10 protein-coding genes are annotated in these 12,498 nt (G+C 75.5%); 6 read left to right on the forward strand and 4 right to left on the reverse strand.

Annotated features, from left to right (window positions below; genetic code table 11):
- Window positions 1-158 precede the first annotated feature (158 nt).
- Complete coding sequence (gene fusA / locus ACFVU7_RS33615; RefSeq protein WP_388048850.1) at window positions 159-2,225, forward strand: elongation factor G; 2,067 nt, start codon at window positions 159-161, stop codon at window positions 2,223-2,225.
- 69 nt (window positions 2,226-2,294) lie between these two features.
- Here fusA and ACFVU7_RS33620 read toward each other — a convergent pair whose 3' ends face one another.
- The gene (locus ACFVU7_RS33620; protein WP_388048852.1) at window positions 2,295-3,146 is read right to left on the reverse strand and encodes an NAD-dependent epimerase/dehydratase family protein; all 852 of its coding nucleotides are present in this window, start codon (window positions 3,144-3,146) and stop codon (window positions 2,295-2,297) included.
- Window positions 3,147-3,365: 219 nt separating this feature from the next.
- Window positions 3,366-3,896, reverse strand: coding sequence for an EF-hand domain-containing protein (locus tag ACFVU7_RS33625; RefSeq protein ID WP_375874256.1), 531 nt, complete (start codon window positions 3,894-3,896; stop codon window positions 3,366-3,368).
- A 161-nt stretch (window positions 3,897-4,057) separates the two neighbouring features.
- Between ACFVU7_RS33625 and ACFVU7_RS33630 the strand changes: the two genes are divergently transcribed.
- Both ACFVU7_RS33630 and ACFVU7_RS33635 read left to right on the forward strand, forming a co-directional pair.
- A complete protein-coding gene (locus tag ACFVU7_RS33630) occupies window positions 4,058-4,894 on the forward strand; it encodes a helix-turn-helix transcriptional regulator (protein ID WP_388049029.1) in 837 nt (278 codons plus the stop codon).
- A gap of 164 nt (window positions 4,895-5,058) precedes the next feature.
- Window positions 5,059-5,964, forward strand: a complete 906-nt coding sequence (locus ACFVU7_RS33635; RefSeq protein WP_049655538.1) for a neutral zinc metallopeptidase — start codon at window positions 5,059-5,061, stop codon at window positions 5,962-5,964.
- 50 nt (window positions 5,965-6,014) lie between these two features.
- Here the strand turns inward: ACFVU7_RS33635 and ACFVU7_RS33640 are convergent, their stop codons facing one another.
- Window positions 6,015-6,914 carry a LysR family transcriptional regulator gene (locus ACFVU7_RS33640; RefSeq protein ID WP_049655544.1) on the reverse strand — a complete coding sequence of 300 codons (900 nt, stop codon included), beginning with the start codon at window positions 6,912-6,914 and terminating at the stop codon, window positions 6,015-6,017.
- 149 nt (window positions 6,915-7,063) lie between these two features.
- Here ACFVU7_RS33640 and ACFVU7_RS33645 point away from each other — a divergent pair, with 149 nt between their 5' ends.
- The 3 genes from ACFVU7_RS33645 to ACFVU7_RS33655 all read left to right on the forward strand — a co-directional run bounded on the left by ACFVU7_RS33645 (window position 7,064) and on the right by ACFVU7_RS33655 (window position 10,995).
- Window positions 7,064-7,564, forward strand: coding sequence for a hypothetical protein (locus ACFVU7_RS33645; RefSeq protein WP_388048854.1), 501 nt, complete (start codon window positions 7,064-7,066; stop codon window positions 7,562-7,564).
- A complete protein-coding gene (locus tag ACFVU7_RS33650; RefSeq protein ID WP_388048856.1) occupies window positions 7,557-9,194 on the forward strand; it encodes a multicopper oxidase family protein in 1,638 nt (545 codons plus the stop codon). Before ACFVU7_RS33645 ends, ACFVU7_RS33650 begins: the two co-directional genes overlap by 8 nt.
- 163 nt (window positions 9,195-9,357) lie before the next feature.
- On the forward strand, window positions 9,358-10,995 hold the full coding sequence (locus tag ACFVU7_RS33655) for an alkaline phosphatase D family protein (protein WP_375874260.1): 1,638 nt from the start codon (window positions 9,358-9,360) through the stop codon (window positions 10,993-10,995).
- A 97-nt stretch (window positions 10,996-11,092) separates the two neighbouring features.
- Here the strand turns inward: ACFVU7_RS33655 and ACFVU7_RS33660 are convergent, their stop codons facing one another.
- Window positions 11,093-12,253, reverse strand: a complete 1,161-nt coding sequence (locus ACFVU7_RS33660) for a DNA gyrase subunit B (protein WP_380779643.1) — start codon at window positions 12,251-12,253, stop codon at window positions 11,093-11,095.
- Between the last annotated feature and the right edge of the window lie 245 nt (window positions 12,254-12,498).

A 12,498-nucleotide genomic window follows, 5' to 3' on the forward strand; every position in this document is an offset into this window, starting at 1 on the left:
GCCCGCTGCGCGGCCGGCACCGGAGCAGTGCCGCCACCGTCTGACACCGGCCCGTCCGGCCGTAAGCCCACCCTGTGGCAACGAACCCGACGGTCCGTCGGCACCGCCGAATCGCGCGCCCACCCACCAGCAGGACCGCCTCGAAAGGCACCCGGGCCATGCGCACCCACACCACCACCGCGAGCACCACCACCACAAGCAGCATCGCCGCCGTCCGCAACCTCGGCATCCTCGCCCACGTCGACGCCGGCAAGACCACCGTCACCGAGCGGATCCTCTACCTCACCGGCACCACCCACAAGCGCGGCGAGGTCCACGACGGCACCACCGTCACCGACTTCGACCCCCAGGAACGCGACCGCGGCATCACCATCTTCGCCGCCGCCGTCAGCTGCGCCTGGGCCGGGCACCGGATCAACCTCATCGACACCCCCGGCCACGTCGACTTCGCCGACGAGGTCGAGCGCTCCCTGCGCGTCCTGGACGGCGCGGTGGCGGTGTTCGACGCGGTCGCCGGCGTCGAGCCGCAGAGCGAGTCGGTGTGGCGCCAGGCCGAACGACACGGCGTGCCGCGCATCGCCTTCGTCAACAAGCTCGACCGGGCCGGCGCCGACCTGGACGCCGCCGTCGACTCCATCCGCGAACGCCTCCACCCGCGCCCGCTGGCCGTCCAACTGCCCATCGGAGCCGAGGAGTCGTTCACCGGCGTCGTCGACCTCGTCCATCTGCGCGCCCTCACCTGGTACGAGGACGGCGCCATGGCGCACGGCCCGGTGCCCGCCCACCTCGAAGGCCCGGCCGCCGAACGCCGCCGCGCCCTGGAGGAGGCCGTCGCCGAACTGCACCCCCGGGCCCTGGAGGAGTTCTGCGCCCACGGAACCGTCGGCGCCGCCACCCTCACCGCAGCCCTGCGCGACCTCACCCGCACCGGCGAGGCCGTCGTGGTGCTGTGCGGCTCCGCCTACCGCAACCGCGGCATCGAACCGCTCCTGGACGCCGCCGTCGCCTACCTGCCCTCCCCGCTCGACGTCCCGCCCACCCGCTCCGCCGACCGTACCCAGCAGCGCGACCCCGACCCCGAACAGCCCCTGACCGCCCTGGCGTTCAAGGTCACGGCCGCCCCCACCGGGCGCCTCACCCACCTGCGCCTGTACGCCGGCACCCTCCACAAGGGAGCCACCGTGCTCGACACCGCCACCGGCCGCCGCGAACGCGTCGCCCGCATCCTCACCGTCCTGGCCGACCGCCACACCGAGACCGACCACGCCCGCGCCGGCGACATCGTCGCCGTCGTCGGCCCCAAGCACACCCGCGTCGGCGCCACCCTGTGCGACCCCGACCACCCGATCCTCCTGGAGGCCCCCGTGAGCGCCGAACCGGTCGTCACCGTCGCCGTCGAGGCCCGCCGCGCCACCGACACCGACAAGCTGGCCGCCGCCCTCGCCCGCCTCGCCGAGGAGGACCCCTCGCTGCGCGTGGCCACCGACCCCGAGACCGGCCAGCGCACCCTGTCCGGCCTGGGCGAACTGCACCTGGAGGTCGCGGTGGAGAAGGTCCGGCGCGACAGCGGGATCGAGGCGGTCGTCGGCCGCCCGCGCGTCGCCCTGCGCGAGGCCCTCGTCGAGGGCGTCACCGGCTTCGTCCACCGCCACGCCAAACAGGACGGCGGCGCCGGCCAGTTCGCCCACCTCGTCCTCGACGTCCACCCCCTGCCGGACGGCGCCGAAGCGGAGTTCGCCTTCGCCTCCACCGTCACCGGCGGCCGGGTGCCGCGCGAGTACGTGCAGGCCGTCGAGGCGGGCTGCCGCGACGCCCTGGCCGAAGGACCGCTCGGCGGACACCCGGTCACCGGCGTCGCCGTCACCCTCACCGACGGGGCCACCCACCCCAAGGACTCCTCCGAGCTCGCCTTCCGCACCGCCGCCCGCCTCGGCCTGCGCGAGGCCCTGCGCGCCTCGCGGATGCACCTGCTGGAACCGGTCGCGGAGGTGACGGTCACCGTGCCCGAGGACGCGCTGGGCACCGTCCTCGGCGACCTCGCCGCCCGCCGCGGCCACGTCCGCTCCACCGACCCCGGCCCCGTCGCCACCGCCCGGGTGGGCGCGCTGGTCCCGCTCGCCGAACTGTTCGGCTACGCGGGCCGCCTGCGCGGCCGCACCCAGGGCCGCGGCACCTTCACCACCCGCCCGGCCGGCTACGCCCCCGCGCCCACGCCCGCCGGCTGAGCCCGCCGCCCGGCCCCGCCGTCCCCGCGGCGGGGCCGGGCCCGCCTTCCCGCGGCGGGGCCGGCCCCGTTACAGCGCCCCGGCGTCGGCCGCCGCCCACGCCGACGGGTACAGCGGACGCCAGCCCAGCTCCCGGCGCGCCGCCGCCGTCGACACCTGCCCCTCCCACGGGTCGAACGGGGCGTCCGGCGAACCGCCGGGGTGGACCCGCCCGTTGAGCGCGTACAGGTCCCAGGCCGTCAGCGGCGCGTCGTCGCCGACGTTGTACGCGCGCCCCTCGACGCCGGGCACCGTCACCGCGCGCCACAGCGCCCGCGCCACGTCCGCGTGGTGCACCACCGCCAGGCGCTGGTGCGCGGGCCAGTGCGCCGCCCAGTTCAGCGACTGCGCCAGGTGCGGATCGCCGTCCCCGTACACGAACGCCAACCGGGCCACCACCAGCGGCAGTTCGTCCCCGAGCGCGCGCAGCCCCTCCTCCGCCCGCGCCTTGGACGCCGCGTACACCCCCCACGCCGGATCCGACGCCGTCCGGTCGCCCTCCACGGCGGGGCGGCCCAGCCCCCGCCCGTACACCAGGTTGGTACTGGTGTGGACGAACCGCGCGACCCCGGCCTTCGCCGCCTCCCTCCCCAGTGCCACCGCCGCGTCCCGGTTGACCGCCCACGCCGTCTCGTCCGGCACCCCGCGCAGCGCCGCCGCCACGTTCAGCACCACGTCGGCCCCGTCCAACGCCCGTGCCCGGTCGCCCTGTTCGCACAGGTCGCCGACCACCACCTCCACCCCGTCCAGGCCCCGCGCCCTCGCCGCGTCGCGCACCAGCACCCGCACCGAGGAGCCCTCCGCCCCCGCCCACCGCACCAGCCGCGGCACCAGCCGGCTGCCCACCGAACCCGTCGCGCCCGTCACCAGGATCTTCGCCATCGCCCGTCTCCTCCAGGGAGTCGCTTCCTCCGACGCCCACCACCCTGCCCGCGGCGCGAGGGGCGCGGCAGAGACCTCCCGATCCAGGGACCGCCGATCCCTGGCTGGGGCCACGGGGTGCCCGGGCGGGCTCCCGGCCGCCGACACCCGCCGACGCCCGCACCGACCGCCGACGCCCGCACCGACCGCCGACGCCCGCACCGACCGCCGGGAGCCAGGTCAGCGGACGGCGGGCTCCCGCGGGCCGGGGCGGCCGTCACCGTAGGCGCCGGCCATGGGGGAGGAGCCGGTGGTGAGGAAGTCGTGGATCGCCACCAGGTAGACGGCGCGCTCCACGGTGCCCTCGCCACCCGTGTCGAGGGCGTCGAACGCGGCGGCGGCCCCCTCCGGCGGGTTGCCGCTCGCCGCGCGCAGCCGGGCGAACTCCCCTCGGGTCACACGCCCGTCGCCGTCGCCGTCGGCGAGGTCGAACAGCGAGCCGAGCGCAGGCCGACAGGTCTCCTCGAAGGCCTCGTGACCGGCCCAGGCGCGGTACTCCTCGAAGGTGACGCCGCCGTCCCCGTCGCCGTCCATCTGCCGGAAGACCTCCTCGTGGGTCGCGCGGGCCGCGGCCACCAGCGGGTCGTGCGGGCCGCGCCCGAAGGCCGAGGCCGCCCGGTCGACCCGGGCGAGGTACTCGTCGTGGGAGATCACGCCGTCGCCGTCGGTGTCCAGCATCGCGAAGATACGGCGCTTCGCCTCGTCCGACATCCCGTCACCATCCGTTCTCACAGCGGAAGTTCTGCCGGTCCACGCTACCGGCGGGACGCGCGCGGGCCGGGAAGGCGCGGCACGGGAGCCCGGCGTCCCGGCAGCCGGGGACCGGCGATCCCTGGCTGCGCCGCGCCCCGGCGGGCCATGCTGGGGGCATGATCGACCGAACGGCGCTGGCCGACTTCCTCACCCGGGCCCGGGCCCGGCTCACCCCCGCCGACCTCGGGCTGCCACCCGGGGCGCGGCGCCGCACACCCGGACTGCGCAGGGAGGAGGTGGCACAGGTCGCCGGGCTGTCCGTCGACTACTACGCGCGCCTGGAACAGCGCCGCGGCCCCCAGCCCTCACCGCAGCTGCTCGCCGCCCTGGCCCGGGCCCTGCGGCTGAGCGAGGACGAACGCGACCACCTGTTCCGCCTCGCCGGACACGAGCCCCCGCGCCGGCACGGCCCGCTCGGCCACGTGCGCCCCGGACTGCTGCTCATCCTCGACCGGCTGCACGACACGCCCGCCCAGGTGGTCTCCGACCTCGGCGACGTCCTCGCGCAGAACGCCATGTCGGCCGCCCTGTTCGGGGACCACACCGCCCTGGCGCCCGAGCGCCGCAACCTCCTGCTGCGCTGGTTCACCGACCCCGGCACCCGCACGCTGTTCCCCGCCGAGGACCACGAGGACCTCGCCCGCGCCCACGTCGCCGCCCTGCGCGCCGCCCGCACCGCCCGCCCCGGCGACCGCCGCGCCGCCGAACTCCTCGACGAACTCCTCGCCGACAGCAGCGAGTTCACCGCCCACTGGGAACGCCACGAGGTCGCCCGGCGGCGCAGCGGCCGCAAACGGCTCCTGCACCCGGTGGTGGGGCCGCTGGACCTGGAGTGCGAGGTGCTGGCCGCCGGCGGCGAGGACCAGCTGCTGCTGGTGCACACCGCCGCGCCCGGCAGCGACTCCGCCTCCCGCCTGGAACTGCTGCGCGTCGTCGGAGCCCCCGCCCCCGCCTGACGCCCGCACCGGCATCGGAAGGCCCCGCTGCGCGACGAGGCGGGCCGGGGCCCGTAGGCTGGGCCGGGCCGTGACGGCACAGACCGTCACCAGAGCGCACAAAGCGACCGACCGACAGATCGACCGATCGCCAGAGACCGACAGAAGCGGGCAGGCAGGGGCACATGCAGTTCGACGACCAGGGCGACCTCGACACCTCGCAGGTGGACGACCGGCGCGGCATCCCGGGCGGGAAGGTCGCCATCGGCGGCGGGGCCGTGGGCCTGCTCGCGGTGCTGTTCGCGGTCGTCCTCGGCGTCGACCCGCAGCTGCTGGGCCTGTCCTCCGGCTCCGGCTCCTCCAACTCCTCCACCGGCACCCGCACCGCCGGCGAGGTGCAGCAGGCCTGCAAGACCGGCGCCGACGCCAACAAGCGCCAGGACTGCCGGATCGTGGCCGTCACCAACAGCCTCCAGGAGTTCTGGCGCACCGAGCTGCCGCGCGCCGCCAAGATCCCGTACAAGAACGCCGAGACGGTGCTGTTCACCGGCCAGGTCTCCACCGCCTGCGGGCCGGCGACCTCGGCGGTGGGCCCGTTCTACTGCCCCGGCGACAAGAAGGCCTACTTCGACCTGGGCTTCTTCAACGAGCTGTCCGCCCGCTTCGGCGCCAAGGGCGGCCCGTTCGCCGAGTCCTACGTCGTCGCCCACGAGTACGGCCACCACATCCAGACCCTCACCGGCGCCATGCAGAAGGTCGGCAACGACCGCCAGGGCGCCGCCAGCGGCTCGGTCCGCCTGGAGCTGCAGGCCGACTGCTACGCCGGGGTGTGGGCGCACCACGCCACCACCACCCCGCAGGCCTCCACCGGCCGTCCGCTGATCGCCTCGCTCACCGACCAGGACATCGCCCAGGGCCTGGACGCGGCCGCCGCGGTCGGCGACGACCGCATCCAGCAGCAGGCCACCGGCCGGATCAACCCGGAGGCCTGGACGCACGGCTCCGCCGAGCAGCGCAAGGCCTGGTTCACCACCGGCTACCGCGGCGGCGACTTCGCCCAGTGCGACACCTTCTCGGCCGCCAAGCTGTAGCACCACCGCCCGCGAGGACCGGCCGCGACGTCCGCCCGCGGGGCCCGTCGTCAGAAGCCCCGCTGCGCCTGCCCGCTCCGCGCCCAGTCCCAGCCCGCGATCGCCTCGCGCAGCCGGCGGGCGCCGGCGGGCAGGCGCGTGTCCGAGGCCCAGAACAGGGTCAGGGAGCGCCGGCAGTCGGGGTCGTCGACGCCGACCCACACCAGCGGCAGGCGGGTGGCGGTGCGCCGGGAGAGCGCGGGCACCAGGCCGATGCCCAGGCCCGCGCTGATCAGCTCGGCGATGGCGCCGGCCTCGTCGCTCTCGCAGACGATCCGCGGCTCCAGGCCGCGGGCGGCGAACAGCCGCTCCAGCAGGCGGCGCTGCCAGTGCCCGGGGCGGGCGGCGATGAACGGCTGGTCGGCGAGGTCGTCGACGCCGACCGCGGTGCGCCCGGCCAGCGGGTGGCCGGGGGCGACGGCCAGCCCCACCTCCTCGTCCAGCAGCAGCACCGACTCCAGGCCCTCGGCGGTGATCGGCTGGGAGACGACGGCGAGGTCGACGTCCTGGGCCCGCAGCCGCCGGGCCGTCTCCCGCGCGGGCAGCTGGTGCAGTTCGACCTCCACCCCCGGGTGGCCGCGCTTGAACGCGGCCAGCGGCCCGCTGAAGGCCAGGAAGGTCTCCGAGGCCAGCCGCACCGTGCCCAGCCCCTGCCCGGCGGCCTCCGCCACCGCCCGCCGGCCCGCCTCCAGCTCGCCGAGCGAACGCTCGACGTAGCCGCGGAACAGCTGCCCGGCCGCGTTCAGCCGCAGCCGCCCGCCGCGCTCGAACAGCGGGGTGCCCAGCTCGGCCTCCAGCCGGGCGATGGAGCGGCTCAACGACGGCTGGGCGACGCGCAGTTCCTCCGCCGCCCGGCTCAGGTGCTCCAGCCGCGCCACCGCCAGGAACTGCGCGAGCGTGTTCAGGTCCACGAAAGCCCCCATGCCCCAGCGGTCATAACGCCATAGCGATATTGATCTTAGACAGGATAGCCGGGCAGACATAGCGTCAGGGACGGGCCGCACGCCGCCCGCAGCGGTGCGCCGGCCCGGACGCCCTGTACGAGGAAGGACCCCGCGCCATGGCCACCGCCGCCCACCAGACCCCACCGGAGCCCGAGGCCCGGCCCGCCACAGGGGAGCGGACCGGGCCTCGGGCGGGGACCGACCCGGGGGAGCGGACCGGGCCCGCCGGACGGACCCTGCGCACCGTGGCCGCCGTCCACACCGCCGCCGCCTTCGGCCAGCCCGTCTTCGCCGGCGTCTACCTCAGCGGCGACTACGACGCCCTGGGCTGGCACACCGTCGGCGCCAACGCCGTCACCGCCCTCGGCTACCTGCAGCTGGTCGCCGCCCTCGTGGTGTGGATCCGGCTGCGCCGCTCCTGGCCGGCGGCCGCCACCCTCGCCGCGGTCGCGGCCGAGACCGCGCAGTACGTCGCCGGAACGGAAGGCGCCCTGTGGCTGCACCTGCCGCTGGGCGTGGCGACCATCGCCGGCCTCGCCGTGCTCACCATCGCCCTGTGGCGCACCCCGCTGCCCCCGCGCCGGCCCCTCCGCCGGGAGGACGACGACCGTGCCTGAACCCCACGTCAACCTGACGCGCCGTCAAATCCTCGGCATCGGCGGAGCGTTCGGCCTGCTCACCACCGCCTCGCTGGCCGGCGCCGCCACCCTCGCCCGCCGCCCCGCCACCACCGGCGCCGAACTGCGCACCGCCGCCGCCCTGCCGCCCCCCTACCAGGTGCCGCTGCCGCTGCCCGCCGTCGCCAGGCCCGTCTCCACCGACGGCGGCACCGACCGCTACGAGATCGTCCAGCGCGAGACCAGCGCCGAGATCCTGCCCGGCCTGCGCACCCCGCTGTGGACGTACGGCGGCTCCTTCCCCGGCCCCACCATCGAGGCCCGCCGCGGCCGGCCCGTCACCGTCACCCACCGCAACGAACTGCCGGTGCCCACCGTCGTCCACCTGCACGGCGGCCGCACCCCCGCGGACTCCGACGGCTACCCCACCGACCTCGTCCTGCCCGCCGCCTGGCCCCAGACCCCCCAGACCATGCCCGGCATGCCCGGCATGGACGGCGCGGGCGGCCACGGCGGCGGCACGGGTACGGGCATGGCCGACCCCCGCGCCGTCACCAGCCGCCTGCGACGCGACTACACCTTCCCCAACGACCAGCGCCCCACCCTGCTCTGGTACCACGACCACCGCATGGACTTCACCGCCCCCGCCCTCTGGCGCGGCCTCGCCGGCCTGCACATCGTGCGCGACGACGCCGAGGACGCCCTCGGCCTGCCCGCCGGCCCCCACGAGATCCCCCTGATGATCACCGACCGCGCCTTCACCGCCGACGGCGCCCTGACCTACCCCTCCCTCGACCCCGCCCTGCGCGACCGCCCCGGCGTCACCGAACCCCACCTCGCCGGCGTCCTCGGCGACGTCGTCCTCGTCAACGGCGCCCCCTGGCCCGTCCACGAGACCGACGCCGCCCGCCACCGCCTGCGCCTGCTCAACGCCTCCAACGCCCGCCACTACGAACTCGAAGCCCGCACCGAGGACGGCCGCCGCCTCGACCTCGTCCAGATCGGCGCCGACCAGGGCCTGCTCACCGCCCCCGTCACCCACCGGAGCCTGCCCGTCGCCCCCGCCGAACGCTACGACCTCGTCGTCGACTTCGCCGCCGCCCCCGTCGGCTCCCTGGTCCGGATCGTCAACCGCCTCGGCACCGGCCGCACCCGCGACGTCATGGCCTTCCGCATCGCCCGCCCCGCCCCCGCCGACGACAGCCGCATCCCGCCCCGCCTCGCCACCGACCTGCCCGACTGGCGGCGCGAAGACGCCGTCCGCACACGGGACTTCGCCTTCCGCGCCGGCCGCATGAACGGCGGCCACGGCTGGCTCATCGGCGGCCGCCCCTTCGACCCCGCCCGCACCGACGTCACCGTCCCCCTCGGCGACACCGAGATCTGGCGCCTGATCGCCGACGTCCACCACCCCGTCCACCTCCACCTCGTGGGCTTCCGCGTCCTCACCCGCGGCGGCCGACCCCCACTGCCCCACGACGCCGGCCTCAAGGACACCGTCTCGCTGCGCCCGGGGGAGTCCGCGGAGATCATCACCCGCTTCGACGGCTACCGCGGCCGCTACCTCTTCCACTGCCACAACGCCGAGCACGAGGACATGGGAATGATGGCCAACCTGGAAGTCGTCTGATCCCTTTCACCCCTGTTCGAGGGGATCCGCCGGAACTGCCGGACCTTCACGGCTCTCGCACCGGATGATCACTCTGCTGCCGGAATCCCGACCCCCGCCGTACCGGGCGGTCCACTCCAATTCCCTTCGCACACCCCCCGAGCAGCGAAAGGCCACCACCCCCATGACCCGCCCCGACGACCACCCCACGCCCGACCGGATGCTGCGCGAGGCCGCCTCCCGCCTGGACCGGCGCCGCTTCCTCACCGTCACCTCGGCCGCCGCCGCGCTCGCCTTCAGCGTCAACCTGCCCTCCGCGCACGCCGCCGACAACGAGATCGCCCCGCGCGCCATCGGCGACGATCCCTTTACCCTCGGCGTGGCCTCCGGCGACGCCACCTCCGACGCCGTCGTGCTCTGGACCCGCCTGGCCCCCCGCCCGCTGGAGCCCGGCGCCGGCCTGCCGCCCACCGGCTCCGTCCGGGTCGGCTGGGAGATCGCCCGCGACGAGAAGTTCCGCCGCGTCGAGCGCCGCGGCACCGCCCGCGCCCACGCCGAGTTCAACTACGCCGTCCACGTCGACGTCGACGGCCTCGACGCCGCCCGCACCTACTGGTACCGCTTCACCGTCGGCACCTGGGCCAGCCCCGTCGGACGCACCCGCACCGCCCCGCCGCGCGGCCGCAAGCTCGACAGCGCCCGCATCGCCTTCGTCTCCTGCCAGGCCTACGAGGACGGCTACTTCACCGCCTTCCGCCACCTCGCGGGCGAGGACCTGGACGCCGTCTTCCACGTCGGCGACTACATCTACGAGTACGGCATCGACGCCGCCGGCGGCGACCGCAAGTACACCGACCGCACCCTCGCCGCCCACTTCAACCACGAGACCACCACCCTCGAGGACTACCGGCTGCGCTACTCCCTCTACAAGAACGACCCCGACCTCCAGGCCGCCCACGCCGCCCACCCCTGGTACGTCACCTGGGACGACCACGAGGTCGAGAACAACTACGCCGCCGGCATCCCCGAGAAGAACCAGGACCCGGCCCCCTTCGTCGCCCGCCGCGCCGCCGCCTACCGCGCCTACTGGGAGAACCAGCCGCTGCGCATGCCCCAGCCCCGCGGCACCGAACTGACCCTCTACCGGCGCGTCCACTACGGCCAGCTGGCCCAGTTCGACATCCTCGACACCCGCCAGTACCGCGACGACCAGGCCAACGGCGACGGCTGGCAGTACCCCACCCCCGAGTCCGACGACCCCAAGCGCACCCTCATGGGCGCCACCCAGGAACGCTGGTTCGCCGACGGCCTGCGCCACTCCAAGGCCACCTGGAACGTCATCCCCCAGCAGGTCGTCTTCTCCCGCCGCAAGAACACCACCGCCGAGCGCTCCAAGCTCTCCATGGACGCCTGGGACGGCTACCCCGCCGCCCGCGAGCGCTTCCTGAAGGCCGTCGACCAGTCCGGCGTCAAGAACCTGGTGCTGCTTACCGGCGACGTTCACGTGGCCTACGCCCTGGACGTCAAGCGCGACTTCAACGACCCCAACTCCCGCACGGTGGGCGTGGAGTTCGTCGGCACCTCGATCAGCAGCGACGGCGACGGCGAGGAGAAGCCGTCCAACTGGGGCAACCTCATGGCGGCCAACCCGCACATGAAGTTCTACGACGGGCGCCGCGGCTACACCGTGCTCACCCTGGACCGCCACCGGGCCCGCGCCGACTACCGCGTCGTCTCCCACATCACCCGCCCCGGCGGCACCCTGTCCACCGCCGCCTCCTTCACCACCGAGGCCGGCAACCCGGGCATCCGCCCGGCCTGACAGGGTCCTTGGCCTCCCGGTCCCGCCGCCTTGAGGGAGGCGGCGGGGCCGGGTGCCGCTCAGGCGGCCGGGGCCGTGCAGGCGGGCCGGGTGCTGCTCAGGCGCCCCGGACGAGGCGTTCGACGACGGCCGCGGCCTGCTGCGGGTGCTCCTCCAGCCAGGCGTCCAGGTGGCGTCGGACGGCCTCGGCGACGCAGGCGCGCACGGCGGTGTTGCCGAGCACGTCCAGAGTGGAGCCGTGGAACTCGGGCTCGTCGAGCTTCACCGACACGACCGCCGTCAGGCCCGCCCAGGCCTGCCCGGCACTCAGGCCGGGTTCCGCCGGGGCCGGCCGGAGCCGCTTGCGCGCGTACGCGTCGAGCGCGGCCGCCACCCCGTCGCGGAAGCCGAGTTCATGGGTGCCGCCGCGCGGGGTGGGCCGGCTGTTGGCGAAGCTCCGGACCCGCTCCTCGCCGCCGGCGCGCCAGCGCAGGGCCACCTCCACCGTCCCCGCCATCCGCGGGTCCTCGCCCTCGAAGGCGAGGGTGCCCGTGGCGGCGGGCGCCGCGTCCCGGTTGTCGAGGAATGCGACGAAGTCCCGTACCCCGCCGGGGGAGTGGAACCGCTCGGACCTGGGCTCGCCGGGCCCGCGCCGGTCGGTCAGTGAGATGTCCAACTCGCGGTTGAGGAAGGCCAGTTCACGGAATCGGTCCGCCAGGTCGTCGAAGGAGAACTCCGTCGTCCCGAAGACCTCGGCATCCGGCCAGAAGGTGAGGACGGTCCCGCTGCCGGTCGCCGGGACCGCGTCGGTGAGCGGGGTGACGGCCGTGCCGCGCGCGTACTCCCGTTCCCAGCGCACCCCCTCGCGCCGCACCTCGGCCGTCATCCGGCCCGACAGGGCGTTGACGGCGGCCGGGCCCGCGGCCCAGTGCCCGAGCGCCAGGTCGCTGCGGCCGCGACCGGGCCCCGCTCCGGCGTTCAGACGGGTCAGCAGGGTGTCGAGGTCGGGCTCACCGGTGCCCTCCGCCCCGCGGACGGGGACGCCCGGGCCGTCGTCGGCGACGCGCACGCCACCGTCGGAGGTGAGGGTGATGTCGACGCGGCCGGCGCGCCCGGCCAGGACCTCCCTCACCGCCCGGTCGGCGACCTCGAACACCAGCTGGCGCAGGCCGCGCTCACCGGTCGAGCCGATGTACATCCCCGGCCGTTTCCGCACGGCTTCCAGGCCCTCCCACACCTGGATGCGGGCGGCCTCGTACCCGGTCTTCTCCTCGTTCACGATGTCCCCTCCGAAGGTGTCCGGCAGAGCTCCACAGCCTAGGCGAATTTCGGCATAACGCCAGGTCAGAGCCTGTTTGCCGAGGCCGCAGGCGGGCGTGTGAGCGCCTGCCCGCGGGCGCCCGCCGCAGGGGTCCCGGACGCCCGCCGGAGCGCGGCCCCGCCCCCGCCGGGGCCGCGTACGGGGCCGTTCCAAGCGCTCCCGAGGTCCCCTGATCCAAGTTTTTCGCGCCCTGTCCGCCGGCG

Source organism: Kitasatospora sp. NPDC058046, assembly GCF_042885595.1.
GTDB lineage: Bacteria > Actinomycetota > Actinomycetes > Streptomycetales > Streptomycetaceae > Kitasatospora.

Coding starts and splice junctions, on each gene's coding strand:
- ACFVU7_RS33645 (WP_388048854.1), top strand. CDS start 7,064: ATGGCCACCGCCGCCCACCAGACCCCACCGGAGCCCGAGGCCCGGCCC.
- ACFVU7_RS33635 (WP_049655538.1), top strand. CDS start 5,059: ATGCAGTTCGACGACCAGGGCGACCTCGACACCTCGCAGGTGGACGAC.
- ACFVU7_RS33655 (WP_375874260.1), top strand. CDS start 9,358: ATGACCCGCCCCGACGACCACCCCACGCCCGACCGGATGCTGCGCGAG.
- fusA (WP_388048850.1), top strand. CDS start 159: ATGCGCACCCACACCACCACCGCGAGCACCACCACCACAAGCAGCATC.
- ACFVU7_RS33620 (WP_388048852.1), bottom strand. CDS start 3,146: ATGGCGAAGATCCTGGTGACGGGCGCGACGGGTTCGGTGGGCAGCCGG.
- ACFVU7_RS33625 (WP_375874256.1), bottom strand. CDS start 3,896: ATGTCGGACGAGGCGAAGCGCCGTATCTTCGCGATGCTGGACACCGAC.